This is a genomic window from Streptomyces sp. PH10-H1, from assembly GCF_030063355.1.
Taxonomy (GTDB): domain Bacteria; phylum Actinomycetota; class Actinomycetes; order Streptomycetales; family Streptomycetaceae; genus Actinacidiphila.
Genome location: NZ_JASISZ010000053.1, coordinates 16,782 through 43,522, shown reverse-complemented (window position 1 = coordinate 43,522; position 26,741 = coordinate 16,782). Strand labels below are relative to the sequence as shown.

The window sequence follows — 26,741 nt, the reverse complement described above, 5'->3', positions numbered from 1 at the left end:
GCCGGCCCGGCTCAGGTGGTGACCAGGTAGCGCCCGACCATGCCGCCCATCATGTGCTCGCTGAGGTGGCAGTGGTAGAGCCAGTCCCCGGGATTGTCCTCGGTGTATTCGACGGTCAGTGCGGTCGACGGCCCGAGGATCTGCGAGTCCACCCAGCCCTGGTGGCTGCGCCAGATGTGCCCGTGGATGTGGAAGACGTGGAACTCCCGGCCGAGCGCCGCGATCCGCCAGCGCACCCGGTCGCCGGTCTTCGCCGTGCAGGTCGGGGTGTTGTTGATGTACGCACTGCCGTTGACCATGTCGGATTTCCGCAGTGACGGGACATCGGTCGGGTATGCCTCGTGCAGGAAGAGCACGAACTCCTGGTCCACCGGCGGTGTGTTCTCGTCGGTGATGGCGATGATGCCGAACAGGCCCAGCTCCGCGCCGATCTCCATCACCGCGCCGACGGGCATCGCCGCCGCACCGCTGCGAGCCTTCGGGGCGGACTTCGGCGCGGCCTTCGGTGCGGGCTTCGGGATGCTCCCGGGCATCGAGTGGTCGTGGTACGGCCAGGTGCCCACCGAGCCCCGGCGGCAGGTCCACGTGTAGGTGTAGCTGCTCCCGTACGGCACGGCCGTGCCCGGCCGGTCCGGGTCGTCCGCCCGCCAGGCACCGTCGTTGTCGCGGTCGTAGCGCACGCCGTGCGGATGCATGCTGTGCGGCAGCTTGTAGTGCTCGTCGTTGTTCCGGAAGTGCAGCCGGATGACATCGCCCACCTCGGCACGGATCACCGGCCCCGGGATCCCGCTGTTGGCGCCGATGCCCTGCGGTCCGAGATCGGCGTCCAGCGGACGGCCCCACCCGGGGGTGTAGGCGCGGAAGCCGACCGCCCAGTAGGTGGTCTGGTCGGCCATGAACCGCATGCCCGTCAGGCCGTCGCGGCCGTTGGGCACCGTGTTGTGCTGGAAGGAGTCGGCCTGGATCCAGTACTCGCGGACCCGGCCGCTGGACGGGAACTCGTCGACGGCGAACGGGTCTCCGGCGTTGTCGGCCGGAGGCCGGGGGCCGGCTGCGGCCGCGGCCGCGGGCAGCGCCGTGGCGGTCAGCGCGGCGAGGGCGGTGCCGCCCATCAGCGTGCGGATCAGCGTCCGGCGTCCGCTGTCGCTCACTTCACGTGTCGGGTCGTTGGGCATGACGTCCTCTCGCGTGGGGGAGTCCGTGCCGGGGACCGGCCCGTCCGCCGGGATACTAATCGGACATTGCCGATGATTTCCGGCCGCCGTCCGGAAGGGTCGCCTGATCGGCCGTGTCCATCGGCCATCGGCCATCCCAGGAGTTCAAGGCGGGTCGGCGGGTCACCGACCCCGACGGCAGCCGCGCGGTGTGCCGCAACAGTGAGACCGCCGACGCCCGGGTCCTGCTGGAACGGTGGTGGGACAGCCGGCGTACGGAAGCCGACTGGACGCTCGACGCAACAGCGCACGCGGAGGTGGGGGGCCGGTGAACACCGCCCTGCGCGGTCTGGTCGCCGCGCTCCTGGCCGACGACGGCCACGAGACATGGCTCGCCGGTGTTCCCCGCCGGCCCGCGCTCCTCGCCCTGCTGGACGTGGTGAAGGTCCCGGTCCTGCCGGCCGCGGGCACCGAGCGGATGCTCCACCAACAGCGTGCTGCCGGGAGCAGGCGGGAACCAAGTCAGTGGTCAGGGGTTCAGGTGTCGCCTGACGTCCGCGATGTCGGGCCCGGCGTCGCTCGCCGGGATCTTCCAGCGGTACGAGGACTTGGTGGCGTCGGTGTAGACGAGTGTGCCGCCCTTGGCCTGCGCCGCGGTGAGGTCGAAGATCTCGGCACGCTTCTGCTGGGCTCCCGGCTCAATCCTGCCCAGGCCGTTGTACCCGGTGACGCTGACCTTGAAGGCATTGCCCTTACCTTCGGAGACGGTCTCCCCGTTCGGGGCGATCCACTGCCAGCCGCCGGCCGCTCCGTCGGTCGGTTCCTCGTTGGCGGCGTTCGCGGAGAGCCACTTGTCCTGCGTCGTGATGACGACGAATGTGCCGTACCGCGATGTCTGCCCGTCGCTTTCCTTGGCGTAGACCACGGTCATCGGCGTGATCTCCACGATGCCGACGAGCTTGGTCCCCACAGTCCGGGACGGCGTGCCGAGTGCCTGCGCGGCGGAGCCGTTGCCGGGATCCGTGGTGCTGGCCGGGCTCAGCCGCTCGTGGAACGCCTGCGCGCCCTGATAGCCGCCCCCGGGCCCGCACCGATCTGCAACGCTATTTCGGCATCAGCCGGCCCCCAGGCGACCTGCCGTTCACCGGTAGCCGATTTGAACACCTGGCAGGCGGAGGTGATCGACCAGAGATCGCCGACACCGTCACGGCGGAGGACCTGATCGCCGTCCAGACCCTGTCCGTTCGCATCCCGGAGCAATTCGTGCTCGACATCCTCGAAGGCCACCTCGGCAGCCAGATGTCTGCCCTGCTCCGCTCCATTCCCATCGACATGGACATGGCCGAAGCAGACGCGGCCCATCTGCGTGCGCGCTCGCCGGCAGACCTGGCCTGGCACCTCCTCGGCAAACAGCGAGGGATCGCATGGGTGAAAGCTGGGAAGATCCTCGCCCGCAAACGTCCTCGGCTGCTACCGGTCTACGACACCGTCGTACGCTGCACCCTGGGGAGGCCCCGTGGCTTCTGGCTTGCACTGCACGCCGCCTTGCGCGACGACGACGCCCGGTTGCATCGCGAACTCCTCACCCTGCGGCAAGCCGCGGGGTTACCCGAGACGGTCAGCGCTCTGCGGGTATGCGACGTGGTCCTGTGGATGCAGCACCGCGGCGAACACCCGAACTGCCGCGCCCGTTCTCTCGACATCTGAGCCGACTGCTCGCCGGAGGAGGCGCCGTCATCCTCAGGCCACCGTCGGATCCAGTTCGCCGGAGACCGCGATGGCCCGCCTGCCGTTCCCAAGACTTCCTGGCCCCGGCCCCGCCCGCGCAGTCCCCGGCGGCGCTGCTGCAGGCGCGTCGGCAGGTGGTTCCCTTCCGCGGACGGGAGGAACTGCTGGGGCGATTGGGCGCCTGGTGCGAACAGGGCGGCTTCGGGGCCTGACTGGTGCACGGACCCGGCGGGCAGGGCAAGACGCGCCTCGCTGACCAGTTGTGCCGTCGCTTGGGCGAGGAGCCGGTCCGGATTCGGCGGGCGTTGGCCGAGGAGCGGCCGGATGTCTACCGGGGTGAGCTCGAGCAGTCCTTGCGAGCGCGATCCGCCCTCCGGCGCGACGCGGGCGCCGACCCCCTCCACGGGCCGCGCGCGCCGGATAACGGACACGGCTTCGCCCCGGTTGCAGGTGGCCCGACCACGTGACAGGGCCATGCCCGGCGCTACTAGAGTGAGACGGGATGATCACCGCTTCTCGCGTGGGCGAGGGGGCGGTCGGCTCGGTATCGCCAAGCTGTCGGGGGAGACATGGGGATGAGATTCGGTCTGCTCGGGCCGCTGACGGTGCATGACGGAACAGCTGACCGCGCGGTCAGTGGTACCAAGGCCAGGACCGTGCTGGGCGCGCTGCTGCTCCAGAGCAACCGCCTGGTCGCTGCGGACGAGCTGAAGACGGCGCTGTGGGGGGAGCATCCCCCGGCGACCGCCGCCGGTTCCCTGCACAATCACGTGTCGCGTCTGCGGCGGGCGCTCGCGGAGGACGGCGGCAGCCGCCTCCGCTCCGTCGCGCACGGGTACATCCTGGACGTGCGGGACGGTGAGCTGGACAGCGCGCTCTTCGAGGACCATCTGCGCGAGGCCCGCGCGGCCCGTCTGCGGCGGAACTGGGAGAACGTACGTCATGAGTGCGCGCAGGCGTTGGAGCTGTGGCGGGGCAATCCACTGGCCGACGTACCGGATCTCGCGGACGTCATGCCGTACAGCCAGCACATCCAGTCCCTCCATGAGGCCCGGCTGCACGCACTGGAGTGGCGCTGTGACGCCGAGCTGGAGCTGGGCCGGCACCATGGCCTGGCGGCCGAGCTCGGCTCACTGGTTGCAGAATACCCGCTGCGTGAGGCATTCCACCGGCAGCTGATGCTGGTGCTGCACCGTACGGACCGGCAGGCCGAGGCGGTGGCGGTGTTCCACCGGCTGCGGCGGACGCTGGTCGACGAGCTCGGCATCGAGCCCGGCTCCGCCGTGCAGGATGCCTTCCAGGAGATCATCGAGGGCCGTCCGCCCCGCTCGGCGGCCGAACCCGGGCCGGTGTCGCCCTCGTCGCCTTCATCGGGCACATCGGGCGCGCCCACAAGCGCGCCTGCGAGCCCGCCCGCGGCACCGCCGGACCCCCACACCGCGGGCCGGACAGGGGCGGCGCATCCGCTCGACTACGCACCGGCGCAGCTTCCCCCGGCCGCCTTCGGATTCTCCGGCCGCCGGACCGAGTTGTCGCGGCTGGCCGACATCGTCGGCCGGGCCGCCCGGCAGCCAGGGACGGCGACAGTGATCGCCGTGACCGGAACGGGCGGCGTCGGCAAGACCGCGCTCGCGCTGCACTGGGCGCACCGGATCCGGCACCAATTCCCCGACGGTCAGCTCTACGTGAACCTGCGCGGCTTCTGCCCGAGCGGGACGGTCGTCGCTCCGGCGGACGCGATCCGGGAGTTCCTCGACGGGCTCGGCGTGCCGCGCGCCAGGATCCCGGCCACCGTTGAGGCACGGACCGGTCTCTTCCGCAGCCTGACGGCCGGACGACGGTTCCTGATCCTCCTCGACAACGCCCGGGACGCGGAACAGATACGTCCGCTGCTGCCCGGAGCGTCGGAGAGCCTGGTCCTTGTGACCAGCCGTGACCGGCTGCCCGGCCTGGTGGCCGTCGAGGGCGCCCATCCCGTACCCCTTGACCTGTTGTCCGCGGATGAGGCCCGGGAACTGCTGGCCACGCGTATCGGCAGCGGCCGTGCGGCGGCCGAGACCACTGCCGTCTCCGAGATCATCGAACTCACCGCAGGGCTGCCGCTGGCGCTCGCCATCGTGTCCGCCCAGGCCGCCGTCCATCCCGACCTCTCGATGGACCGTCTCGCCGGCCAACTGCGGCAGGCACACGGACTGGACGCCTTCGCCAGTCACGACGTGCTCAGCGATCTCCGCGCGGTGCTCTCCTGGTCCTACGAGACTCTGAGTGCCGGCGCGGCACGGCTCTTCCGGTTGATGGCCGTCCATCCGGGCCCCTCGCTCAGCGCCCCGGCCGCGGCGAGCCTGTCGGGCCTTCCCCTGCCGCGGGTGCGCCCGCTGCTCGCCGAGCTGGCTCAGGTGCAGCTGATCACCGAGAGCACTGCCGGACGGTACGCCTTCCACGATCTGCTGCGTGCCTACGCCTCGGAACTGGCCTCGGAACCTGCTGAAGGGGACGGGGTCGGGTCCGGGACCGACCGGCTCGCGGCCGTTCAGCGGGTGGTGGACCACTACCTGCACAGCGCCCGGACGGCAGCCTCGCTGATGGATCCGCAACTCGAGCCCATCAATCCACCTCCCATGGCATCGCCGCAGGTCCAGCCCGAAGACATGGCCGACGCGGCCGCGGCCGGAGACTGGTTCACCCAGGAGCACGCGGTGCTTCTGGCCGTTGTCCGGCAGGCCGCGTCGGCCGAGTTGCACTGCGCTGTCTGGCAGCTGGCGTACCACATCAAGACCTTCCTCTACTGGCGCGGCCACTGGGCCGATCTGGCCGCGACCCAGGCCGCCGCCCTCGATGCCACCCGGCAAATGGGCGACCTCGCCGCGCAGGCGCACGCACACCGGAGCCTGGGCAAAGCAGTCCAGCTGCTGGAAGGAGAGGAGGGAGAGGGCACTTCCGGCAAGCACCTGACCTGTGCGCTCGATCTCTTCGCCGAACTGGGGCATCTGGTCGGCCAGGCGGAGACCCATCTGGATCTTGGGCAAGCGTACGAGCAGCGGGATCACGTGAAGGAGGCGCTGCATCACAACCAGCGGGCGCTGGACCTGTTCCGTGCCGCCGGCCACAAGAACGGAGAGGCCAAATCCCTCAACAATGTGGCCTATTTCCACACGCTGCTGGGCGACCACACACAGGCGCTCGACCAGTGCAGGAAGGCGCTGTCCCTCCTCGATGAGCTCGGCGACCGACGGAGCCTGGCTCTGACCTGGGACACCCTCGGCTTGGTTCATCATGAGATGGGCCAGTACGACGAGGCGGCCGGCTGCTATCTGCGTGCCGTCGAGGGGTGCCGTGAGGTGGGCGTGCCCTACCACGAGTCCCTCTCACTGACCCATCTCGGCGAGACCCGGCTCGCCGCCGGTGATTCCCTCGCCGCGCGCGATGCGTGGCGGCAGGCCCTGGAACTGCTGGACACGTTGAAACACCCCGACGCCGAGAACGTCCGCCTCCGGCTGAAAGCCGTGAACGGATAGCACGGCAGCCGAGGTGGACGGCAGGGGCCGGACGGTTTCACTGTGCGTGCTCCCTGCTGCAATCAGCGGGGAATTCCCCGGCCGTCGTCCCTGCCCCGGGATCCCCGGTGGGCTCAACAGCCATCCTCCACGCCCCCACCCACACGTCGCTAACAGCTCACTCACTCGGATCCCACCGCCGGACGCAGCGAGGCCATCGGTCATTCCCTGGGGGGAATTGTCCGGCCCCGGCCTCCTGGGCGAGAGTCAGGTCAGCAAGAGAGACGACAGGGATCGAACAGGGATCAGGGAGAAGCGATGCCGAAGTCCGACGCACAGGAACTCGCCGACCGCTACGTCGCCGTCTGGAACGAACCGGACGCCGGAGTACGCCGCAAGCTCGTCAGCGAGCTTTGGAGCCCGGACGGCGTCCACGTCCTCCAGGCTCCGCAGGAGATGAGGAAGTCCGCCGTCGAGCTGGGTTTCTCCGACGCCACTCTCGAAGCCCGGGGGCATGAGGAGCTCGAGGTGCGGGTGAGCCGGGCCTACGAGGACTTCGTGGCGCCGGGGGAGATGGTGTTCCGGGCACGACGCGACGCCGCACGTCTGCGCAACGTGGTCACGTTCCACTGGGAGGCGTTGCAGCGCACCGGCGAGGTGGGAGCCGTCGGTCTGGAGTTCCTCGTCCTGGACGAGGAGGACCGGATCACGAGCGACTACCAGTTCATCGAAATCTGACGGCGTGACGCTCCCTCGTCCGACCGTCCGACCGTCCGCGTGGTGCGGGTGGACCCGGCGGGACGGACGGCGCGTGCTCGCCGTCCGTCCCGGTTTGGGCCGTGTGCCCGCGGTTCGGATCGGTCAGATTCTTCGACTCAGCTCGTGAAGCCGATGCCGAACAGGTGCAGTGTGCCGTCGGTGGTCACCGGCAGCGTGACGCTGGCGATCTGCTTGCCGCCGGTCAGCGGGAGTCTGCTGCTGAACAGATAGGTCGCCACCGTGTCCTTGGTTCCGTCGCCGACGTTGCGATACGGCGTGCGGGCGACGGTGGTGATCCCGGGGAGCGGTTTGCTCGCCCCGGCGTTGAGGGTCCAGTCGGACATGGCCAGGGTGACCTTCTCGGTGGAGCCGTCGGTGTACGTGACGGTCACGGCGCCGCTGGTCCCCTTCGCGGGAGCGTTGATCGCCGCTCCCAGGAAGCCGATGGCGGTGGCGTCCGCCGGGGCGGCGACCGGGATGGTCTGGCCGGCTGCCGCGATGTTGTCGGGCTTGCCCGACCCGCCCGGCCAGGGGTAGGAGATTCCGTCGCTGGTGACCGTGGCTCCGGTCTTCACTCCGCCGGCGTCCAGCGCGTTCTGGGAGTATGCCCAGCCCTCCTCGTCGAAGCCGCCTCCGAAGGTCTTGTTGTCGGGATACACGCCGGTCCCGGTCGCGTAGGGCCACAGCTGGCCCGGTGTGGCCACCGCCACGCGCAGCGCGGTCGGCGGCAGGGGGCGGCCGTCGCCGGTGCTGAGGCTGATCGGGACCGAGAAGGTCCCCTCCGTGGTGCCCGCAGTCACCTGGAGTTGCTGCTCGGCCCGGGAGTGGGCCGGTACGGCGACGGTTCCACTGGTGGTCGTCATCGTGACTCCGCTCGGCGGCGCCGCGGTCCAGGCGACGCTCGCCGGGGTGTCGGAGATGTCGGCCAGGTCCAGGGTGCCGGTGCCGCTCGTGCCCGGTGCCAGGACCAGTCCGGCGCCGGACGGGCCGGTCGCGGCGACGACGTCGCGCTGCCCGGTGCTGTCGGAAGGCGGCGCGGCGGAGGCCGCGGAGCCCCAGGAGGTATTCGGGGTGGCGGCGAGGTCGTAGTCCAGGGTCGCGCCGCCGGACAGCTTGCTGAATGTCGTCCAGGGCTGGTTCGAAGCGGTGCCGTTGACCTTCAGTCCCTGTACGTACGGACTGCCGGTGGCCGCCGCGGGGGCGTTGATCGTCAGCGTGTGCCCGTTGCCCAGGGTCACCCGGGCGGTCGGGAAGACCGGGCTGCCGAGCACCAGGGTGTCGGTTCCGGGAGTCTCCGGGTACATGCCCAGTTCGGACCAGACATACCAGGACGACATGGCGCCCAGGTCGTCATTGCCGAAGGAGCCGACCGGGGCGTTGAAGTACAGCTTCTGCTGCACGTCCCGCACCACCTTCTGGGTCTTCCAGGGCTGGCCCAGATAGGCGTACTCCCAGGGGACCTCCACACTCGGCTCATTGCTGAGATCGGCGTGAGTGCTGTCCGGTGCGGTGAGACCGGACAGCAGGCCGTCCAGGTAACCGCTGTAGGCGGCGGTCCCGCCGCGCGACTGGATGAGTGCCTGGAGATTGAACGGGACCATGGGTGTGTACTGGGCCGCCGTCCCCTCGACGAAGCCATTGGAGGTACCGGGGGTGAAGCCGGCGGCGAACTCACCACTCGCCAGCTTCGCCTGGAGGTAGCCGGTCTGCGGATTGAACACGTTCTGCCAGTCCTGCGCCTTGCTGGCGAAGGAGGTGTAGAGGTCCTTCTTGCCAAGGGACTTGGCGAGGGAGGCGATGGCGTAGTCCGCGGTGTCGTACTCCAGCTGGGTCGAGACCGGCCCGTAGAAGTTGCAGCAGCCCCAGGTGCTGTTGTCGATCGGCAGATAGCCCTTGGCGTCGCGGACGGCCTGGCCCGGGCGGTCGCCGTTGGGATGGGTGGCCTGCCAGGTCATCGCGTCCAGGGCGTCGCCGGTGTTGAAACCGCGGGCGCCGAAGGCGTACGCGTCGGCGATGATGCCGTCGGCCGGGTCGCCGACCATCACATAGCTCTCGCCGTTGTTCTGCGCCCACTTGGGCAGGATCCCGGTCTGGTAGTACCCGTTGAGCATCGACTGCACCACGTCGGACGTGACGGCCGGGGCGACCAGCGCCATCAGCTGGGTCTGCGACCGGTAGGTGTCCCAGCCCGAGTAGTTGGCGTACTGGATATGCCCCCGGGCGGCGGTATGGATCTGCCGGTCCATGCCCATGTACTGCCCGTTGCTGTCGGAAAACACATTGGGGTGCAGCAGAGAGTGGTAGAGCGCGGTGTAGAACTGGGTCTGCTGGTCGGTGGTTCCGCCGCCCACCGCGATCCGGCCGAGGGTCCGGTCCCAGGAGGTGTGGGCGGCCTGTCGCACGGAGTTGAAGTTCCAGCCGTGGATCTCACTGGCGAGGTTCCCGGCGGCGTTGGCGTCCGAGGTGTACGAGATGCCGACCTTGGCGGTGACGGTGGCCGACGTGGCGGTGTCGAATCCGAGATAGACGCCGTTGGCGCCGACCACCGGCGGGTTGGCGGGAGTCTTGGCCCGTTGCGGATCGGTGCTCCCGTGCGTTGCGGGCTGCCGCTGCGCGGGGAGGGTGAAGTGAGCTCCCGGCTGGGCCGCGCGGGTGGTGCCGGCGGACAGCTGCTGCGCCGGGGCACCCAGTTTCAACACCTTGGCGTTCGGGTTCACCGTGCTGCCGATCCAGGTACCGCTACTGGTGAAGGGGTGGTCGAAGCTGATCGTGAAATGCAGCGTGTAGGTGTTGTTGGCACCGCAGAAGTGGCCGCTGTCGATCGCACCCGTCACCTCGTGGTCGTTGACGACCTGCGCGCGGGTGCCGTCGATCTTGGTGGCGCCGCCGCTCAGTTTCAGCAGGAGATGGGCGTCCGAGCCGGCGGGGAAGGTGAACCGGCCCATCCCCGCCCGGGCGGTGGCCGTCAGTTCTGTGGTCACCCCTGAGCCGTCGCTGAGCGCGTAATAGCCGGCCTGCGCCGTCTCCTTGGCGTGGTCGATGCCGACCGAGGTCGCGCTCAGATCACCGCTCATCGCGCTGGTGACGGGCAGGATGGGCAGATCGCCGGCGGCCGGACAGCCGGGCCCTGACAGGTGGGTCAGGCTGTAGCCGGAGACCTTCTTGTCGGTGTACTCGTAGCCGCCCCCGTCGGGACGGTGCGGCGTGGTGTCCGGACTCCACTGCACCATGCCGAACGGCGCGTCGGCGCCCGGGAAGGTGTCGACCGTGCCAGAGGTTCCGATGATCGGGTTGACCAGCGAAGCGGGGTCATCGACGAGTCCGGCCGCGCGGGCTGTCGGCGCGGCCAGCGCCTGCAGCGGCAGCGTTATCAGCACGGCCGCGGAGAACGCGGCCAGCGCGTTGCGGAGGACGGGCGCGCCGGTGCGCCCAGATCGTGTCATCACGTGGCTCCAGGAGACGATGGGGGATCTTCTAGGTGACATACGCGCACACACGGAAGGCAGGGGTGGGGGTCGTCGGCGACAGCTTGACAACGTTGTCAACCTGGATCATCAGATAGTGAAGCCGTCCGCTGATGGAAAGTCAACAACGCCTGGGCGGAACGGAGTCCGCTAGCAGACGGCCGCCAAGGCCCTGTAGGTGCATCGCCTTGGCGTGCGGAACGTTCGATACCGCATCCGTCAGGACTGCATGTCAAGGCCTGGTCGGCCGGCTCCGCCACACCGTCATGCGCGTCCGCACAGTGCGTGGTCGGTGAGCGCCTCCACCGCCTGGTTGACCTTGTCCTGGTCGATCAGCGCGGTGGTGGTGGTCACCGACACGGTCACGGCGCGGCGGCCGTCGGCGCTGACGGCGGGACGGGTGTAGACCCCGAGGCCGTCGCCCTCGTGGAGGTAGTAGACGCCGCCGCAGGTCAGCGGGATCTCCCGCAGGCCGAGTCCGTAGCCACCCTGCTTGCCCGGGGGCGGCACCGGCAGATCGTCGTACGGCACGGTCTCCCGCATCTGCCGCCGCTGCGCGGCGGGCAGCAGCTTGCCGCCGTGCCGTACCGCGCCCGCAGCGGCCCCTGCGGGGTGTCCACCCGGGTGGCGACGTTCACATCCCTGCCCCCGGCCGCCCGCACCGCCGCGAGATCGTGCCGCAAGTCGGAATCGGTGTAGCGACTCGGGCTGTTGCCCTGGCTCGCCCCAGCGGGTACGACCGAGAGTGCGGACACCGCCAGAACCGAAAGCGCGATGGCGGTGCTCCGGGCTGTCCTCGACACGGTGATGCGCATGAAACGTCCCCCTGCTGACGGCCGGCGAGCGGCACTCTGTACGAACCGCCAGTCAAGTCGACCGGCGATCATGGGTATATGGAGGTGTCACCCAACTCAGGGTGGGGACAACCCCCGCCCCTCCGTGGCCGGCCCCGCTCGGCCCGCGCCTCGCCCGCCCCCCGGTCACCGTCAGGCGTTGCGGTTGAAGACCGCCCGCGCCCACAAGTATCCGACGACGCTGAGGCCGACGCACCAGGCGAGCGCGATGATCCCGCTGTTGCCGATCCCGGTGCCCATCAGCAGGCCCCGCAGCGTCTCGATGATCGGTGTGAAGGGCTGGTACTCGGCGAACCAGCGCAACCCGGTGGGCATCGACTCCGGTGGGACGATGGCGCTGCCGATAAAGGGCAGGAACTGCAGCGGCATGGGCATGTTGCTGGCGGTTTCGGGGTTCTTGGCAACCAGGCCGATCGCGGCCGACAGCCAGGTGAGCGCCAGGCTGAGCAGGGCGAGGATGCCGGCGGCCGCGATCCACTCGATGGGCGTGGCGTTGGGCCGGAAGCCCATGAGCAGCGCGACGCCGATGACGAGCGTGATGCTGATCAGCGTCTGGATCACGCTGCCGACGACGTGCCCGGTCAGGAACGATGCGCGGGAGATCGCCATCGTGCGGAACCGGTTGACGATGCCTTCCGTCATGTCGACGCAGACGCCGACCGCGGTGGCCAGAGCCCCTGAGGTGGCGGCCATCAGGATGATGCCGGGGGCGACGTAGTCGATGTAGTGGGTGCTGCCGGTGGACGTGCCGCCGATGCCGGTACCCAGGGCTCCGCCGAAGACGTAGGTGAAGAGCAGAAGCATCATGACGGGCATCGCGACGACCGAGACCGTCATGGAGGGGTAGCGCAGCGCGTGTTTCAGGTTGCGCCGCAGCATCGTCACCGAATCGCTGACGGCGTAGGACAGGGTGGTCATCGGATCTTCTCCTTCTGCGCGTCGGCCCCGCCGCCGGACTGCGGGTGGCCGGTGAGGGTGAGGAAGACATCGTCGAGATCGGGGGTGTGCACCGTGAGTGCCTCGGCTTCGACGGACGCGTTGTCCAGGACGTCGAGGACGGCTCGCAGGGTGGGGATGCTGCCGTCGCTGGGGACGTGCAGGGTGAGTGCTTCGCTGTCGCTCGTTGCCACGGAACCGAAGAGGGCGGCGGCCGATTCGAGTCCGCTCATGTCGGCGAACTGGAGGCGGATGTGGCCACCGGGGATACGCCGCTTCAACTCTTCCGGGGTGCCTTCCGCGACAAGTTTCCCGTGGTCCAGGACGGCGATGCGGTCGGCGAGTTGGTCGGCCTCCTCCAGGTACTGCGTCGTCAGGAAGATCGTGACGCCGTCGTCGGCGACCAGGCTGCGGATGATCTCCCACATGGTGCGCCGGCTGCGCGGGTCGAGTCCGGTGGTCGGCTCGTCGAGGAAGATGATGCGTGGATCGCCGACCAGGGTCATCGCGAGGTCGAGCTTGCGCCGCATGCCTCCCGAGAAGGTGACGGCGGGCTTGGTGGCCGCCTCGGTCAGGTCGAAGCGGTGCAGCAGCTCGGCGGCACGCCGTCGGCCCTCGCGGCGCTCCAGATGGTGCAGGTCCGCCATGAGGATCAGGTTCTCCTCGGCGGTGAGCAGGTTGTCCACCGCCGAGAACTGGCCGGTGACCCCGATCACGCCGCGGACGGCATCGGCGTCGTGGGCCAGATCGTGGCCCGCGACCTGCGCAGTGCCGGCGTTCGCGAGGATGAGTGTGGAGAGGATCTGCACGGTGGTGGTCTTGCCCGCGCCGTTGGGCCCGAGCAGTGCGAAGACCGTGCCCTCGGGGATGCGCAGGTTGATGCCGTCGAGGACGAGTTTGTCGCCGTAGGACTTGGTCAGTCCGCTGGCGGAGATCGCCGTGGAGGCGGTCGTGGACGGTGCGTTCATGGTGGTCTTGTCCCCCTGTGTGCTGGTTCGGCTGGTCAGGAACGACTGATGACGATGTCGCCGACGCCGGTCGAGGCGCGGACCTCGACGGTCTCGTCGGAGGTCCCGGGGCCTTCGGAGGGGCCGAGGGCGTTGCGTACGGTGCCGACCCGCGTGTGCACGTCGAGCCAGGCGGCGGTGGAGGCGGCGATGCCGACCTCGACGTCGCCGACGGCGGCCTGGAGGGTGACCCGGCCGCGGGTCACCTCGCCGACACGAATGGCTCCGTTGGCGGACTTGGCCTCGACCGCGGACCGGGCGACGTCGACGGAGATCCGGCCGTTGGCCGCGTTCGCCCGCAGGTCGCCGACGACCTCGCCGATCACGGTCTCGCCGTTGCCGTTCTTGACCGTCGCCGTGCCCGCGAGGGAGCCGGCGGTGATGCGGCCCGCGCCGATGAGCTCGGCGTTCCCGGCCGCGTGGTGCACCTGGATGTCACCGTGGTCGGTCCGCAGGTGGACGGTCTGCGCCTGGTCGACCTGGATGTCGCCGACCGAGGTCTTGAGGCGGCAGTCACCGAGGGGGCCCTGGCAGGTCAGGTCGCCCAGCGCCACGATGGCGTGGATCTCGGAGCCGGCGGGCAGCTCGATGCTCACGTCGAGCGACCCGGCCCGGCCGAACAGGGAACGCTTGCGGGGGCCCTTGACCTGCAGGGTGCCGCCCGCGTAGGTGACGGTGGTCTGCTGCGCGGCCCGGACGTCGGCGTCCTCGGCACCGTTGCTCGGCAGGACCTCCACGACCGTGTCGGTGCGCTTGCTCGCGGTGATCCGGACCGATCCGATCTGGAGGTCGAGGGTGGCGGAGATCGGCTCGAGGGTGTCGAAAGTAGGCATGACTGTCCCGTCCTCATGGCTGTGGTTCGTATTCCCGCTGGTAGGGCGGGTGAAGGTGGAAGTGGCGCGGTATGAGTGGTGCGGTACGAGTGGTGCGGTGGGTCGGTCCGGGCTAGCGGACCCAGCCGGTGTAGCCCTGTTGGCCCCAGTGCCGACTGCGACCCGTCGGGCGGCCGCGCTCGCCGGGTTCCAGGGCGGTGGCGACGGCCCGTACCAGCCAGGCATTGACCGACAGGCCCTCTTGTCCAGCGGTGTCCTCGACCCGTGTCTTGAGGTGGGCGGGGAGGCGGAAATTGATGCGTGCCGTACTGCCTTCGTCGCCGTCCGCGGGGATGGGTGGCGCGGGCGCTCGCCCAGCGCTCGGTGTGCTTACACGCTCCTCGGCTTCCGCGTACGACTCCTGAGCCGGTGGTGGCGTCACCACGAACTCGGGGTCGAGCCCGCGCAGCCGAACGTCGACCGAGCCGGGTGCCAGGTCTCGGGTGACCTCGCCCATGGCGGCGGACAGTGCGTTCAACAGCGTGAGCCGGGCGGCCGACTCCAGGGGTGCGGTGAGCCGCTCGGCCAGGGCGCGGGCTTCGTCTCCGCCGGCGGCCGCGGCGACCGCGAGTTCGTTCCGGAGGTTGTCGACGTACGGCGTGAGGTCCATGGCACCACTATGGCGCCAGTGTGGCGCCTTGGCAAGTCGTAGTGGCGCGCCAATGGCGTCATGGGGTCTTGTGGGTCACGCTCGCGCGAGATTCGGCTGCCCGCGGAACGGCTCCCGGAGTGTGTTCGCCCTCCGCCGTGAAGGCCGCATCGACACGATCGGCTACTCCCGGGACCGGACTCCCACCGGTCGTAGACTCAGCCCGACACCCGAATCCCGCCAGGCCGCAAGCCAAGGTGGTGCGGCCAGGGTGGTGCCATGATGGCGCTACGGTGGCGCCTGTAGTCGGCGGACGGCGAGGGCCGGATCGCCAGGTGTGCAAGCGGCCGGGGAGCCCCTGCCCGCAGGGTTGCCGGTGGCGGAGTCTCAGCAAGGGACCCTCTTGCCGGGGCTGATCGATACGCATGTCCACCTCGGGGGCGACAGCCGCGACGGCGCCGATTCCGGCATCACCTCGGGAAAGCCCCGCGGGCTTCTGCCGGTGGCCATCGCGGACTTGGCCGCCGGTGGGGTCCCGGCCGCCGATGCGCTCGCCTCGGCGACCTCGGTCGCGGCGGACGTGTGCGGGCTCGGCCACCGCAAGGGCCGGCTACAGGCCGGCTACGACGCCGATCTCCTGATCGTCGAAGGCGATCCGCTCAGCCGGATGGAGTCCCTCACCCAAGTCGCCGCGGTGATGGTCCGCGGCCGCTGGGCGTAGCCCGCACCGGAAGGATCCGAGCCGTTTTCGTCGCCCGGCGTCGTCCCGCGTCGTCCGGCGTCGTCCGGCGTCGTTCCGCTCCGCAACGCTCAGAGGTTCGCGTCCAGCAATTCCCTGAGCTGCCCCCGGGTCATCGGCCCATCGCCGGTTGCCGTCACCTCTCCGTGTCGGATCAGGACGAAGGCGGGCGCGCCGGTCACTCCGTAGCGTTTGGTCGCCGCCGGACACCTGGTGATGTCGGTCTTCACGGTGATGAGACGGGTTCCGTATTCGTCGGCGATCTCGCGCACGATGGGATCCATCTCCTTGCACGCCTCGGACCAGATCCCCCAGAAGTAGGCGAGCACAGGTCCATCGGCCTTCGCGAGAATGAAGTCGAACTCCTCGTTCTCCATCGGTTGGTGGACCCGGCTTCCCATCGACTCTCCTTGAATTCCGTACCCCGTGGAAGCACTCATCATCGCCCCTCCCCATCCCACCCGACGCCAAAAAGGGCGGCCTTCGACAGCAGGGACCCTGGCACGATGCCCGGATGAGTGATCAACAGCGGACCGAACCTTCGCGGACGGACGACGAGCGCACCTCGCTGACCGGATTCCTGGAGTATCAGCGCGAGACGCTGACCATGAAGTTGCCGGGCTGACTGCCGGGCAACTGCGGGAGAGGGCCGTTCCGCCGTCCGGTCTGTTGTTGCTCGGGCTGGTGCGGCATGCGGCGGAGGTCGAGCGGAGCTGGTTCCGGTTCGTGTGGAGCGGCGAGGACGTCCGACCCCATTGGCCGAGGACCGAGAGCGGCGCGTTCGCCGAATTCGATACCGACTCGGCCGATCCCGACGAGGCGTTCGCGGTCTGGCAAGAGGCGTGCGCGCGGTCTCGCGCCGTCGTCGACGCCGCCGAATCCCTCGATACCACCGTGCAGTGGCGCGACGAGGTGTTCTCCCTGCGCTATGTCCTCACCCACATGATCGAGGAATACGCGCGGCACAACGGCCACGCCGACCTGCTCCGTGAGCGGATCGACGGGGCCACGGGAGAGTAGTCGCGGCCCTCTTGGGCAATGCCGGGCTTGAGCGGTGACGGGGGCGTGCGCCGGGCGTCGCCGTTTCGGCCGGATTGCATCGCGCGTGGTCCGCGGCTCCGATGGCATTCTGAGGCGGTGACATCGAGCTATCAGCCGATCATCGCAAGGGTCCTGGGGATCACGAATTCCTCGACCGAATGGCAGCTCCGGGACGGCGAATCCTGGTCCATGGTGACGCCGCCGCGACATGTACGCCGGCAGCAGGGCTGGAAGTTGCACCTGTCGGCGACTCCCGCGTCGGCGCCCCAGGTACTGGAGAACGCGGCCCGGGTGCTGGTGGCGCATGAATGCGCGTTCAAATTCGCGGTCACGCCACGGTTCACCGCCGAGATCACCTCGGTCCGGGCCGCCCGGGCGCAATCCGGCAAATTCCTCACCGCGTACCCCGCGGATGACGATCAGCTGCGGGTGCTCGCGGAGCAGTTGCACGAAGCCACGCTCGGACTCGCCGGTCCCGCGATCCTGTCGGACCGGCGATATGAGCCCGACAGCCTGGTGCACTACCGCTTCGGCTGCTTCACCCGGCCGCGCGAGTTGAATGACGAGGGCTTCTACGAGGGGCGGCTGGGCGCCCGACGGAACCTTCGTCGCGGACGAGCGGAACCCCTGGTTCTCTCCTCCCGCGTGGGCCCGCCGGCCGTTCGGACCGCCCGTGCCGGCGGCTCCCGGGCGGCGGCGCGGCGGCCCCGTGCTCATTGCCGGCCGCTACCTGGTCAAGGAGGCGGTCCGGCACTCCAACCGCGGTGGTGTCTATCGGGCACGGGACGAAAGGACCGGCGACGACGTCCTGCTCAAGGAGGGCCGCCCTCATGTCGGAGCCGATCTGAGTGGGAAGGACGCCAGGTACTGGCTGCGCTACGAGGCGGACATCCTGGACCGGCTCGCACCGCGCAGGATCACACCGGCCGTACGCGAGGTGTTCGAGTCCGCCGGACATGTGTTCCTCGTCGAGGACCTGATCGACGGCAAGAACCTGCAGCAGTGGTCCTTGGATCGCGCGCGGCGGGATGACGGAAGGGTGCCGGTCTCCGTCGCGTGGAACCTGGCGCGCGAGCTCACCCGGCTGATCGGCGAAGTACACGCGGCCGGGTTCGTGGTGCGCGACTTCAAGCCGAGCAATGTCGTGATGACACCGGACGACGTGCCCGTGCTCGTCGACATGGAGTGCACGGTCCGCGCCGGAGAACCGGCCCGCATCGTCGGCACCCATGGGTTCACCGCGCCGGAATACCTCGAGGGCCCGGGTGCGGACGATGGCGTACCGCCGCCGGCACCCGGCCCGGAGGCGGACTGCTACAGCTTGGGAGCCACCCTGCTCTACGTCGCCGGCAGCATCAATCCGGTGCTCGCCCCCGACGCACCATCCGCGCGGCCGGCCGGTGAACGGATCGCGGCGATCGTCGAAGCCGCCGCGCCGGCCTGCCCCGCGCTGCGGGCCCTCGCGCCGCTCGTCCTGGGCCTCACCGCGGACGGGGAGGCCCGCTGGCCGCTGGCGAAGGCAGCTGCATTCCTCCGGGCGGAGCAGGATGCGGAGCCCGATACGGAATCTGTTTCGGAATCCGTTGCGGAGCCCGACGCCGTGCCCGACGTGAAGCTCGATGTGGAGTCCGTGTCCGCCGGGCCGGCACTGGCGCACGGCGGCGCCGACCGGCTGATCGGCGACGGGTTGGCGTACCTGGTGGACACGATCGATCCGGCCGGCGAGTATCTGTGGCCGCGACCGCGCTCCCTGCCGTACGGCGACGCGTGCAACGTCCAACTGGGCGCGGCCGGTGTGCTGGCCGTCCTGGACCGGGCGGTGCGAGCGGGGGAACGGTCGGTCGAGCCGGCGCTGCGGACCGCGGCGCGGTGGCTGGACGAGCGGCTGACCCTGCCGAGCCGGATTCTGCCCGGCCTGTACTTCGGCCGCTCCGGCACGGCGTGGGCGCTTCATGACGCGGCGAAGACGCTCGGTGATCAGGAGTTGGCGGATCGAGGGGTGCCGTACGCGTTACGCATCCCGCTGGAGTGGAGCAATCCGGACATCTGCCATGGCCTCGCCGGTGCCGGCATGGCACAACTGCACTTCTGGCACGCGACCGGCGACAAACGGTTCGCCGAGCGGGCGTCGGAGTGCGCGGACGGCCTTCTCCGGCTGACCCGGCACGCCGGGGCCGGGGTGGTGTGGCCGGCGGGTCCTGAGGAGTACCGCGACGACCTCGCCGGCTCGGCCCTGTACGGATTCGGGCACGGGGTCGCCGGCAATGCGGCCTTCCTGCTCGCCGCGGGCCGTGATCTGGACCGGCGGGATCTGACCGAGAGCGCGATCGGCGGCGCACGCGCGCTGTGCGCCGTGGCCGAGTGGCGGGGCGGCGCCGCGCACTGGCCCAAAAGCCCGGGCCGGACCGAACGCACCGGGCTGAACTTCTGGTGCAACGGCACATCCGGCGTCGGCACCTTCCTCGTCCGGCTGTGGGCCGCCACCGGCGACGCGCAGTTCCGCGAGTACGCCGAAGGGGCCGCGCTCGCCGTGTACCAGGACCGCTGGCAGCACGGCCCCGGAGCCTGCCACGGGGTGTCGGGCAACGCGGAACTGCTGCTCGACCTGGCCGACCTGACCGGGGACGAACGCTATCGGACGCGGGCGGCGGAACTCGCGACCTGCCTGTTCGTCCGGGCCGCGCTCCGGGACGGACGGCTGGTGGTCCCCGACGACACGATGCGCGACATCTGCGCCGCGTACAACGTCGGCCTCGCCGGCGTACTGGACTTCCTGTTGCGCCTCAGACACGGCGGTCATCGTTCCTGGCTGGTCGACGACGACTGACCGACCGGGAGCCGCCGCGAGCAAGAAGAACACCCGGAGAGGAGATGCGAACCATGGAGACGACCGAGGTCCTGGAACTGCAGGAACTGCCGGAGACGGACGAACAATTGCTGGAGCCGGTGATGTGTTGAGACACGTTCCACACCAGCTACTACTGCACGGAGCAGTCCCGCTGCCACGACCAGTGAGCGGTGACCGACCGGTCCTGTGTGGATGCGCCCATGTCCACACAGGACCGCCCATGCGGAGGTAATGACGTGCCCAACGCGCAGTGGTCGGCGCTACTGCCCGAGAACACGGCTGCCGCGGTCCTCGATCGCGTCGCCGGCATGGCGGGCCGAGCGCGCTCCGTTCCCGACGCCGTACGACACGACCTCGCCCACGGTGGCGCGGGCCTAGCCCTGGCGTACCACCAGTTGGACCGGTGCCTGCCGGGAGAGGGGTGGGACGCCATGGCCGACGGGTATATCGCCGCCGTGGCCAAGGGTGCCGAACGCGCCGGCAGGTTGTCGCCTGGTCTGTTCGGCGGGCTCGCCGGACCGGCGTTCGCGGCCTGGTCCGTGTCCCGTGCGGACGACCTGCTTTCGAGGTGGGACGCCGACATCGTCGGCGAGGCGACGGCGAATGCCCGTGCGCTCGGCGGCGCCGCTCACGGTGGACCGGTCCGGGTGTTCGACGTCATCTCCGGAATGACCGGTACCGGAGCGTATCTGCTGTGCCGAAGCGCGGAGCCTGCGTGTCGCGAGGTGCTGCGTGAGGTTCTCACCGCCTTGGTGGCGTTGTGCGGTGAGCGGGCGGGAACACCCAACTGGTACACGCCGGTCGAAGCCATCAAGGACGCCGAACTGCGCGAACAGTTTCCCCTGGGGGCTCTCAACTGCGGCCTGTCACACGGCATTCCCGGCCCCGTCGCCCTGCTGGCACTGGCCATGGACGTCGGCATCCACGTTCCGGGGCAACGCGAGGCCATCGAGCGGGTGGTCGGATGGCTGCTCGCGCACCGGGCTGACGATGCGTGGTGTCCCAGCTGGCCGAGGCTGGTCGCGCTGCCTGATCGCCCCGGCACGGCAGGTGCGGACGGCCCGGCCGCCCGCAGTTCGTGGTGCTACGGCAGCCCCGGCGTCGCGAGGGCGCTGTGGCTCGCCGGGGTGGCTGTCGATGACAGCTCGCTGCGCGACCTCGCGGTGGAGACGCTCAAGGCCGTCTATCGACGCCCCGCTTCGCGGCGCGGCATCGATGCGACGCCCGGCCTGTGCCATGGCGTGGCGGGCCTGCTCCAGATCACCGTGCGGTTCGCGCGGGACACGGGGGATGGCGCGTTCTCGGACGCGGCAGCCGAACTCACCGCGCGTTTGATGGGGTTGCGTGAAGTGCGCGCGGGCGCGGGCCCCGGTTTCCTCGACGGCTCGGCGGGGGTCGTACTCGCCCTGCTCGCCGCCGCCACCGATGTCCCGCCGGCTTGGGACCGGGCGTTGCTCCTGGCCTGACCTGCCGCCGGACAGGCCCTAGTTCAGTTGCCGCCATCGGTCCGCCAGCAGACCGAAGAGGAGGTCATCGGTCCACTCGTCCTTGAGCCAGGTGAACTCGGGACGGCGCCCTTCGAGCTGGAATCCGGCGCGTTCCAGGAGTTGAGCGGAGCGCGTATTGCGGGCATCGCACTCGGCTGAGACCCGGTGCAGGCCGCGCCGGGTGAACAGATCCTCCAGGACCGCGCGGACCGCCTCGATTGCGTACCCCGACCGTTGCCGGCCGGCGGCGAGGGTGACTCCCAGATCGGCCTGCATCCGGTTGTCGTGCAGGCGCACCCCGACATCACCGGCCAGGCTGCCGTCGGCCTTGAGTTCGATCGCGTACTGGAACCATCCGGGTTGTCCGGGGTCGGCCTCGCCGCACGCCCGCACGAACGCGGTGGCGGAATCGATCGACACGGGAGCTGTCCAGCTCTTGTAGCGGGCGACCTCCGGGTCGGAACGGTAGGCCGCGAGCGCCGGCGCGTCGCCGGGCTGAAAGCGGCGCAGGCGGAGCCGGGGGGTCTCGAGAAGCATCCGAGAAGCGTGCCACGGCCAACGATTTCACGCACCGGGGTTCGGAGAGGACCGCTGCGGGAGCCGGGAGCCGGGAGCCGGGAGCCGGGACCCGGGACCCGGGGGCCGGGGGCCGTGAGCTGGCCGGGTCCTCAGGATGTCCGCCGGTCAGGCGCGGGGCTTGAGCCGGCCGAGGGTGTAGCCGTTGCCTGCCGGGTCCAGGGGCTTCGTGGCCTGCTTGAAGAGGTACTCGGCCCGCTCGTAGGACAGACGGCTGCGGCCCGTCTGCCGGCACAGATCGGCCGCTGCCGGCATCCGGGACGGTCCGGGTCGCCGGTCGGCGAGGAACACAGGGCCTCGGGTGCGGTCGGCGATCAGGTGGGGGAGAAGCCGGGAGGTCTCGTACCGCCAGCTCACCCAGGTGTCGCCTGCGCGGGCCCGGCGGTCGTCCAGGTCCAGGTCCTCGACGTTCAGGGACAGCGCGGCCCCCCACCCCGGCCCCCGACTCGTGGAGCAGCCGCCACAGGGTCCGTTCGCGCAGATGCAGGTCGGGACGGCTCCAGAGGGCCTCGAGCTGTGCCCGGCCGATCGGCCGCGTCCGCGGGCGATCCTCGGCACGCCGGTCGAGGCCCGCCGCGAGGTGGTCCAAGGGTGCCCAGGCGCCGAACGATCGGACGGCCGACCGGTGCCAGTTCCATGTCGCGGCCGCCGCCTCACCCCAGGCCGTCGCGAACACCCGCGCCACCTGGTCGGGGGTCAGGGAGGCCAGCGGCATCCGATCGCCCAGGGTCCGGCAGAGCCGCCGCAGAGTCTGCCCGTACGAGCGGATGGTCCCGGCGTCCAGATCGTCGCGTGCCAGGAACTCCTGGGCGGCCTGCCCGAGCGTGACCACCGGCGGCGCGCCGGTGCCGGCGATCTCGTCCGCACGGCGGTGCAAGAAGGCACGCTCGGCGGCATTGCCGGTGAGCGACGCGTCCCGCTCGAACTCCAGCCGCGCCTCCTCGTACCGTCCCAGCCGGAACAGGAGATCGCCCCGAACGCCCGGAAGAAGGTGGTAGTCCTGCAACGCGGGATCGGTGGTCAAGGCGTCGGCGACGTCCAGCCCGGCCTGCGGCCCGCGCGCCATCCCCAGCGCCACGGCCAGATTGAGCCGAACGATCGGTGTCGGCAGCAGCCGGGCCAGCGACTCGTACAGGGAGGCGATCTGCGGCCAGTTGGTGTCCTCGGCGGTTCGTGCCTGGGCATGGCACACGGCGATCGCCGCCTGCAGTACGTACGGGCCGGCCGTGCCGCCGATCTCCCGTGCCCGCAGCATCGCGGTGAAACCACGGCGGATGAGCAGCTGGTCCCAGCGCCCCCGGTTCTGCTCGTGCAGCGGGACCGGCTGGCCCGCCGGCCCGGTCCGCGCGGCCGAGCGGGACGCCTGGATCTCCATGAGCGCGACCAGCCCGTGCACCTCGGCCTGTTGCGGCGCCAGCTCGGCCAGCAGCCGGCCGAGACGCAGCGCCTCCAGGCACAGGCCCGGCCGCATCAGGTCGTCTCCGGACGTCGCGGAATACCCCTCGTTGAAGATGAGGTAGATGACCCCGAGCACCGACGACAGGCGCTCGGCGAGCTCCGATGCATCCGGCAGCTCGAAGGGCACCTGCTCCTCGGCCAGCGTCCGCTTCGCCCCGGCGATGCGCTGGGCGATCCTCGGCTCGTTGTCGAGGAACGCCCGCGCGATCTCCTCGGTCGTCAGACCTCCGAGCAGCCGGAGCGTCAGCGCGACGCGCGCCTGGGTCGGCAGCACCGGGTGGCAGGAGATGAACATCAGCCGCAGGACGTCGTCCTGTTCAGGGGAGTCCTGCGGCTGTTCCGGCTCGCGGGCGAGCTGCTCGTGCTTGCGCTCGAGACGCTGGGAGCGCCGGATGCGATCGATGGCGCGGCGCTTGGCAATGGCCATCAGCCAGGCGCCGGGGTTGTCCGGGACGCCTGACTGGGGCCATTGTTCGAGCGCGGAGACGAGCGCGTCCTGGGCGAACTCCTCGGCGAGGCCGACGTCGTGCACCATCCTCGTGAGCCCGGCGATGATGGTGGCCGACTCGAGTTTCCAGACCGCATCGATGGTGCGATGGGTGTTCGTCACAGGCACGATGACAGCAGCTCAGGGGCCGAAGACCTGCTGGATCACGCTCTCGCCGTCACCGACGATCTTGCGGAAGCGGCGGGCCAGCTCGATCGCCACCCACGGAACCCACTCCGAGAATGCAGGGAACCGGCCCTGGCCGTCGGCGCCATCACCGCGATGCTCTGGATCTCCGCGGTCGCCGCCCGGTACCGCCGCAGCCTCTGAACCTCCCCGCGAGTGGGCGGCCTTCACCACGGGCCGCGCGCTCGACGTACCGCTCGACGTGCCACTCGACGTACCGACTGATGTACCGACCCGCCTGAATCCGCACAGAAGAGCAAAGGACGATCGACATGGCCACGTTCGCCACCGTGCAGGACTACCTCTCCTCCCTCCCCGCGACCCAGCGCGAGATCACCGGCACACTCCTGCCACTCATCGAGACGGCACTGCCGGGGGCCGGCGCGGTCTGGCACGGGCACCCCGGGTGGAGTCTGGGCTCCGCGCCTGGCAAGTCCCCGGTCTGCTACATCAAGGCGTACTCCGCCTACGTGACCTTCGGGTTCTGGCGCGGCCAGGAGATCACCGACCCTTCCGGCCGCCTCGAACCCGGCGCGCGGGACATGGCCGGCGTGAAACTCCGCGCCCTCACGGACATTGACGCCGACCTGTTCGCCACCTGGCTGCAGCGGGCACGCGACCTGGAAGCGTCGACCGGCCACTGAACCAAGAACAACAAGGACGAACAGCCGAAGGGGCCCGCCGGGCGGTGCTCGCCCGGCAGGCGTGCGCCGGTAGTGACGTGAGCCCGTGGTGACGTGGGCCGGTACCTACAGGGCCCCGAGTCCGTTGGGGGTGCCCATGCCGGTCGGTGCGTCGTAACCGGGGCCGGACGTGCAGAGGTCCTCGCCACCTCCGACTCCGCGCCGCTGGAGATCCGTGCGGTCGAACCGGCCGGTGCCGCGGCCCGGAGGCGTCTCCGCTCCCCCCGGCACCATCGCCATGAACAACCGGGCTGATGCTCTCGCCGGCGGTTCTCATCGGGCCAGATCAGGTAGGGCCGGTTGCGGTGCCTCGCCTCGGGCGGGACTGCATTCCGGTGAATGACGGCGCGTTGCGCACCGTTCACCCGCTTCCAGGACGTGGAGCGATGACAGGCTCGCGTCATACGCGCCCCAGCCTCACCCGTCTGCCTTGTTGCACCCGTAACCCCGACCCTGTGCCGGAGGAACCTGTTCATGAGGAGACCCACGGCCTTGCGCGGTCTCGTCGCCCTGCTGCTCGGGTTGCTGACCGCCGTGGCACCCGGCCCGGTCGCGCAGGCCGCGGATCGCCCCGGCGCGGCCGTCACTGCCACCACCTATTGGACGCCCGCGCGCATGGCGTCCGCTCTGCCGGTCCCGACCGGCAAACGGGCCGCGGCGCCCGCGGTCGCCGAGTCCGCACCGCCGAGCCACCCCTTCGACGGGCTCCCGCAGGTGGGCACGTTCTTCTGGAGCGACGCGACGAACACCGGCCGGTTCTGCGGCGGTACGGTCGTCCGCAGCCCGCACCATGACCTGGTGGTCAGCGCGGCGCACTGCCTGCGTTCACCGGACCCGCAACACCATCTGTCGTTCGTGCCGCAGTACCACGACAGCCTGACACCCCACGGCGTCTTCCCCGTCGAGAGCATCTACATCGACCAGCGCTACTACGACCTGGGCACGGGCGGCGGCGCTCGCTGGGACTACAGCGTCGTCCGACTGGGCCCTCGCGAGGACGGCACCGAGGTGGAGAGCGCTGTCGGTGGCTTCGACCTCGCGGTCTATACGGGCTACCAGCACCGCGACGTACGGCTGATCGGCTACCCGGGCGGCAGCGACGCCGCGTACCCCCAACCGCTCGACTGCCTCTCCTCCACCGACCTCTACACCAGCACTGACCCCCAAGCCCCTGGCGATTTCCTGGAAATCGCGTGCGAGGGCTATATCGGCGGCACCTCGGGCGGACCGTTCCTGATGCACGGCCCCACCGGCTACGCACTGATCGGCGTCATCGGCGGATACCACACGGGCGGTGACACCCCCGACATCTCCTACAGCGCGTACTTCACGGACGATCTCCTGGACCTGTACCGCCACGCCGCCCGGGGCGACCCGCCCGCGACCCCGTAACTGCCCGGTTCTGACCCCCGCTGCGGCCGATGAGGGCGGGCCTGCCTGGGGGGAGGTGGCGCAAGCGTTCTGAGCGCTGAGTAGATGTCGCTTCCCGTACCGGTCCTTCCGCTGGTGCCCCGTGTCGGTGAGGCTGTGCTGATGGATATGAGCTCCGAGCACGATGTACGTGTGCCGGTCGCGGTGGTGACCGGTGTGGCGCAGGGCATCGGCCGGCGGGTGGCCGAGGTACTGGCGGCTGCGGGTTACGCGCTGGTGCTGGCCGATCTCAAGGATCCGGTGGAGACGCTCGCGGCCGTGCGCGACGCGGGGGCGGAGGCGGTCGCGGTGGTCGGCGACGTCGCTTCGGAGGACTACGCGGCCCATCTCGCCGAGCAGGCCCGGGGGCGTTTCGGCAGGGTCGATGTACTGGTCAACAACGCGGGCGTCTCGCTGCTCAGCCCGGCGGAGGAGACCACTGCCGGGCAGTGGCGCCGGGTCCTGGAGGTCAACCTCACGGGCCCGTTCCTGCTGTCGCAGGCATTGGGCCGGCTGATGCTTGATGAGGGCGGCGGCTCGATCGTCAATGTCGCCTCGATCGCCGGCCTGCACGGGGTCGCCGACAGGGCCGCGTACAACGCGAGCAAGCACGGACTGATCGGGCTCACCCGGACGCTCGCCGCGGAGTGGGGCGGACGCGGGGTGCGGGTCAACGCGGTGTGCCCGGGCTGGGTGAAGACCGAGATGGACGCCGTGGACCAGGCGTCCGGCGGCTATACGGACTCCGACATCGTCGAGCGGGTGCCCATGGCACGGTTCGCCGCACCTGAGGACATCGCCCAGGTCGTTGCCTTCCTCGCCGACCCCGCGCGCAGCGGCTTCGTGAACGGCGTCGCGCTGCCGGTGGACGGCGGCTGGACCGCTGATGCCAGCTGGACCGCACTGCGGCTGCGCAAGCGGTGACGGACGGTGACGGATGGTGACGGGTGTCGCCGGTCATGTGCGGGC

The 26,741-nt window shown here is 70.2% G+C and carries 23 protein-coding genes and 4 pseudogenes; 13 read left to right on the top strand and 14 right to left on the bottom strand.

The window, feature by feature from the left end:
• Positions 1 to 11 precede the first annotated feature (11 nt).
• Positions 12 to 1,175 carry a multicopper oxidase domain-containing protein gene (locus tag QMK24_RS27580; RefSeq protein ID WP_283469497.1) on the bottom strand — a complete coding sequence of 388 codons (1,164 nt, stop codon included), beginning with the start codon at positions 1,173 to 1,175 and terminating at the stop codon, positions 12 to 14.
• 113 nt (positions 1,176 to 1,288) lie between these two features.
• Here QMK24_RS27580 and QMK24_RS27575 point away from each other — a divergent pair, with 113 nt between their 5' ends.
• Positions 1,289 to 1,486 (top strand): hypothetical protein, encoded by a 198-nt coding sequence (locus QMK24_RS27575; RefSeq protein WP_283469496.1) that lies wholly within the window; start codon positions 1,289 to 1,291, stop codon positions 1,484 to 1,486.
• 197 nt (positions 1,487 to 1,683) lie between these two features.
• Here the strand turns inward: QMK24_RS27575 and QMK24_RS27570 are convergent, their stop codons facing one another.
• Entirely contained in the window at positions 1,684 to 2,124 is a 441-nt protein-coding gene (locus tag QMK24_RS27570; protein WP_283469495.1) for a hypothetical protein, read from the bottom strand.
• Between the two features lie 20 nt (positions 2,125 to 2,144).
• On the opposite strand from QMK24_RS27570, the gene QMK24_RS27565 reads away from it, so the two are divergent.
• The 3 genes from QMK24_RS27565 to QMK24_RS27555 all read left to right on the top strand — a co-directional run bounded on the left by QMK24_RS27565 (position 2,145) and on the right by QMK24_RS27555 (position 7,114).
• Positions 2,145 to 2,861 carry a DUF6308 family protein gene (locus tag QMK24_RS27565; protein WP_283469494.1) on the top strand — a complete coding sequence of 239 codons (717 nt, stop codon included), beginning with the start codon at positions 2,145 to 2,147 and terminating at the stop codon, positions 2,859 to 2,861.
• Between the two features lie 596 nt (positions 2,862 to 3,457).
• Positions 3,458 to 6,397, top strand: coding sequence for an AfsR/SARP family transcriptional regulator (locus tag QMK24_RS27560; RefSeq protein WP_283469493.1), 2,940 nt, complete (start codon positions 3,458 to 3,460; stop codon positions 6,395 to 6,397).
• Between the two features lie 297 nt (positions 6,398 to 6,694).
• Positions 6,695 to 7,114 carry a hypothetical protein gene (locus tag QMK24_RS27555; RefSeq protein WP_283469492.1) on the top strand — a complete coding sequence of 140 codons (420 nt, stop codon included), beginning with the start codon at positions 6,695 to 6,697 and terminating at the stop codon, positions 7,112 to 7,114.
• Between the two features lie 137 nt (positions 7,115 to 7,251).
• Here the strand turns inward: QMK24_RS27555 and QMK24_RS27550 are convergent, their stop codons facing one another.
• From QMK24_RS27550 to QMK24_RS27525, 6 genes are all read right to left on the bottom strand, one after another.
• The gene (locus tag QMK24_RS27550; protein WP_283469491.1) at positions 7,252 to 10,578 is read right to left on the bottom strand and encodes a GH92 family glycosyl hydrolase; all 3,327 of its coding nucleotides are present in this window, start codon (positions 10,576 to 10,578) and stop codon (positions 7,252 to 7,254) included.
• Between the two features lie 285 nt (positions 10,579 to 10,863).
• A complete protein-coding gene (locus QMK24_RS27545; RefSeq protein WP_283469490.1) occupies positions 10,864 to 11,142 on the bottom strand; it encodes a hypothetical protein in 279 nt (92 codons plus the stop codon).
• A gap of 443 nt (positions 11,143 to 11,585) precedes the next feature.
• Positions 11,586 to 12,371 carry an ABC transporter permease gene (locus tag QMK24_RS27540; RefSeq protein ID WP_283469489.1) on the bottom strand — a complete coding sequence of 262 codons (786 nt, stop codon included), beginning with the start codon at positions 12,369 to 12,371 and terminating at the stop codon, positions 11,586 to 11,588.
• On the bottom strand, positions 12,368 to 13,357 hold the full coding sequence (locus QMK24_RS27535) for an ATP-binding cassette domain-containing protein (protein ID WP_283469488.1): 990 nt from the start codon (positions 13,355 to 13,357) through the stop codon (positions 12,368 to 12,370). Before QMK24_RS27535 ends, QMK24_RS27540 begins: the two co-directional genes overlap by 4 nt.
• Positions 13,358 to 13,392: 35 nt before the next feature.
• Positions 13,393 to 14,229 (bottom strand): DUF4097 family beta strand repeat-containing protein, encoded by an 837-nt coding sequence (locus tag QMK24_RS27530; RefSeq protein ID WP_283469487.1) that lies wholly within the window; start codon positions 14,227 to 14,229, stop codon positions 13,393 to 13,395.
• 112 nt (positions 14,230 to 14,341) lie between these two features.
• A complete protein-coding gene (locus QMK24_RS27525) occupies positions 14,342 to 14,878 on the bottom strand; it encodes a hypothetical protein (RefSeq protein ID WP_283469486.1) in 537 nt (178 codons plus the stop codon).
• Between the two features lie 382 nt (positions 14,879 to 15,260).
• Between QMK24_RS27525 and QMK24_RS27520 the strand changes: the two genes are divergently transcribed.
• Positions 15,261 to 15,578 (top strand): amidohydrolase family protein, encoded by a 318-nt coding sequence (locus QMK24_RS27520; RefSeq protein WP_283469485.1) that lies wholly within the window; start codon positions 15,261 to 15,263, stop codon positions 15,576 to 15,578.
• Between the two features lie 89 nt (positions 15,579 to 15,667).
• Here QMK24_RS27520 and QMK24_RS27515 read toward each other — a convergent pair whose 3' ends face one another.
• Positions 15,668 to 15,997 (bottom strand): thioredoxin family protein, encoded by a 330-nt coding sequence (locus tag QMK24_RS27515; protein WP_283469484.1) that lies wholly within the window; start codon positions 15,995 to 15,997, stop codon positions 15,668 to 15,670.
• Between the two features lie 113 nt (positions 15,998 to 16,110).
• Between QMK24_RS27515 and QMK24_RS27510 the strand changes: the two are divergent.
• The 4 genes and pseudogenes from QMK24_RS27510 to QMK24_RS27500 all read left to right on the top strand — a co-directional run bounded on the left by QMK24_RS27510 (position 16,111) and on the right by QMK24_RS27500 (position 20,951).
• Positions 16,111 to 16,616 (top strand): annotated as a pseudogene (locus tag QMK24_RS27510) (DinB family protein).
• 18 nt (positions 16,617 to 16,634) lie between these two features.
• A pseudogene (locus QMK24_RS41940) lies at positions 16,635 to 17,153 on the top strand (class III lanthionine synthetase LanKC N-terminal domain-containing protein); the annotation flags it as partial.
• Between the two features lie 43 nt (positions 17,154 to 17,196).
• Positions 17,197 to 19,464, top strand: coding sequence for a class IV lanthionine synthetase LanL (gene lanL / locus QMK24_RS27505; protein ID WP_283469483.1), 2,268 nt, complete (start codon positions 17,197 to 17,199; stop codon positions 19,462 to 19,464).
• A 257-nt stretch (positions 19,465 to 19,721) separates the two neighbouring features.
• The gene (locus QMK24_RS27500; protein WP_283469482.1) at positions 19,722 to 20,951 is read left to right on the top strand and encodes a lanthionine synthetase C family protein; all 1,230 of its coding nucleotides are present in this window, start codon (positions 19,722 to 19,724) and stop codon (positions 20,949 to 20,951) included.
• Positions 20,952 to 20,969: 18 nt separating this feature from the next.
• On the opposite strand, the gene QMK24_RS27495 is transcribed toward QMK24_RS27500, so the two are convergent.
• The 4 genes and pseudogenes from QMK24_RS27495 to QMK24_RS27485 all read right to left on the bottom strand — a co-directional run.
• Positions 20,970 to 21,509: a GNAT family N-acetyltransferase gene (locus tag QMK24_RS27495; RefSeq protein WP_283469481.1), complete on the bottom strand. Its 540-nt coding sequence runs from the start codon at positions 21,507 to 21,509 to the stop codon at positions 20,970 to 20,972.
• A gap of 147 nt (positions 21,510 to 21,656) precedes the next feature.
• Positions 21,657 to 21,905: a hypothetical protein gene (locus tag QMK24_RS27490; RefSeq protein WP_283469517.1), complete on the bottom strand. Its 249-nt coding sequence runs from the start codon at positions 21,903 to 21,905 to the stop codon at positions 21,657 to 21,659.
• A 295-nt stretch (positions 21,906 to 22,200) separates the two neighbouring features.
• A pseudogene (locus tag QMK24_RS41935) lies at positions 22,201 to 22,266 on the bottom strand (hypothetical protein); the annotation flags it as partial.
• Positions 22,267 to 22,401: 135 nt separating this feature from the next.
• Positions 22,402 to 23,541 (bottom strand): annotated as a pseudogene (locus QMK24_RS27485) (RNA polymerase sigma factor); the annotation flags it as partial.
• Between QMK24_RS27485 and QMK24_RS27480 the strand changes: the two are divergent.
• Together QMK24_RS27480 and QMK24_RS27475 are read left to right on the top strand one after the other, a co-directional pair.
• Positions 23,476 to 23,823 carry a hypothetical protein gene (locus QMK24_RS27480; RefSeq protein WP_283469516.1) on the top strand — a complete coding sequence of 116 codons (348 nt, stop codon included), beginning with the start codon at positions 23,476 to 23,478 and terminating at the stop codon, positions 23,821 to 23,823. The pseudogene QMK24_RS27485 and the gene QMK24_RS27480 overlap by 66 nt on opposite strands.
• 128 nt (positions 23,824 to 23,951) lie before the next feature.
• Entirely contained in the window at positions 23,952 to 24,323 is a 372-nt protein-coding gene (locus QMK24_RS27475; RefSeq protein WP_283469480.1) for a DUF1801 domain-containing protein, read from the top strand.
• A gap of 105 nt (positions 24,324 to 24,428) precedes the next feature.
• Here the strand turns inward: QMK24_RS27475 and QMK24_RS27470 are convergent, their stop codons facing one another.
• The gene (locus QMK24_RS27470; RefSeq protein WP_283469479.1) at positions 24,429 to 24,602 is read right to left on the bottom strand and encodes a hypothetical protein; all 174 of its coding nucleotides are present in this window, start codon (positions 24,600 to 24,602) and stop codon (positions 24,429 to 24,431) included.
• A gap of 234 nt (positions 24,603 to 24,836) precedes the next feature.
• On the opposite strand from QMK24_RS27470, the gene QMK24_RS27465 reads away from it, so the two are divergent.
• Both QMK24_RS27465 and QMK24_RS27460 read left to right on the top strand, forming a co-directional pair.
• Positions 24,837 to 25,754, top strand: a complete 918-nt coding sequence (locus tag QMK24_RS27465) for a trypsin-like serine peptidase (RefSeq protein ID WP_283469478.1) — start codon at positions 24,837 to 24,839, stop codon at positions 25,752 to 25,754.
• A gap of 141 nt (positions 25,755 to 25,895) precedes the next feature.
• Positions 25,896 to 26,696, top strand: coding sequence for an SDR family NAD(P)-dependent oxidoreductase (locus tag QMK24_RS27460; protein ID WP_283469477.1), 801 nt, complete (start codon positions 25,896 to 25,898; stop codon positions 26,694 to 26,696).
• Positions 26,697 to 26,741: the final 45 nt, after the last annotated feature.

What these genes read in the sequence shown, in the direction of transcription:
- QMK24_RS27580 (WP_283469497.1), bottom strand. Translation starts at nt 1,175, where the DNA reads ATGCCCAACGACCCGACACGTGAAGTGAGCGACAGCGGACGCCGGACG.
- QMK24_RS27560 (WP_283469493.1), top strand. Translation starts at nt 3,458, where the DNA reads ATGAGATTCGGTCTGCTCGGGCCGCTGACGGTGCATGACGGAACAGCT.
- QMK24_RS27555 (WP_283469492.1), top strand. Translation starts at nt 6,695, where the DNA reads ATGCCGAAGTCCGACGCACAGGAACTCGCCGACCGCTACGTCGCCGTC.
- QMK24_RS27550 (WP_283469491.1), bottom strand. Translation starts at nt 10,578, where the DNA reads ATGACACGATCTGGGCGCACCGGCGCGCCCGTCCTCCGCAACGCGCTG.
- QMK24_RS27545 (WP_283469490.1), bottom strand. Translation starts at nt 11,142, where the DNA reads ATGCGGGAGACCGTGCCGTACGACGATCTGCCGGTGCCGCCCCCGGGC.
- QMK24_RS27540 (WP_283469489.1), bottom strand. Translation starts at nt 12,371, where the DNA reads ATGACCACCCTGTCCTACGCCGTCAGCGATTCGGTGACGATGCTGCGG.
- QMK24_RS27535 (WP_283469488.1), bottom strand. Translation starts at nt 13,357, where the DNA reads ATGAACGCACCGTCCACGACCGCCTCCACGGCGATCTCCGCCAGCGGA.
- QMK24_RS27530 (WP_283469487.1), bottom strand. Translation starts at nt 14,229, where the DNA reads ATGCCTACTTTCGACACCCTCGAGCCGATCTCCGCCACCCTCGACCTC.
- QMK24_RS27525 (WP_283469486.1), bottom strand. Translation starts at nt 14,878, where the DNA reads ATGGACCTCACGCCGTACGTCGACAACCTCCGGAACGAACTCGCGGTC.
- QMK24_RS27515 (WP_283469484.1), bottom strand. Translation starts at nt 15,997, where the DNA reads ATGGGAAGCCGGGTCCACCAACCGATGGAGAACGAGGAGTTCGACTTC.
- lanL (WP_283469483.1), top strand. Translation starts at nt 17,197, where the DNA reads ATGACGAGGGCTTCTACGAGGGGCGGCTGGGCGCCCGACGGAACCTTC.
- QMK24_RS27495 (WP_283469481.1), bottom strand. Translation starts at nt 21,509, where the DNA reads ATGCTTCTCGAGACCCCCCGGCTCCGCCTGCGCCGCTTTCAGCCCGGC.
- QMK24_RS27475 (WP_283469480.1), top strand. Translation starts at nt 23,952, where the DNA reads ATGGCCACGTTCGCCACCGTGCAGGACTACCTCTCCTCCCTCCCCGCG.
- QMK24_RS27470 (WP_283469479.1), bottom strand. Translation starts at nt 24,602, where the DNA reads ATGGCGATGGTGCCGGGGGGAGCGGAGACGCCTCCGGGCCGCGGCACC.
- QMK24_RS27465 (WP_283469478.1), top strand. Translation starts at nt 24,837, where the DNA reads ATGAGGAGACCCACGGCCTTGCGCGGTCTCGTCGCCCTGCTGCTCGGG.
- QMK24_RS27460 (WP_283469477.1), top strand. Translation starts at nt 25,896, where the DNA reads ATGGATATGAGCTCCGAGCACGATGTACGTGTGCCGGTCGCGGTGGTG.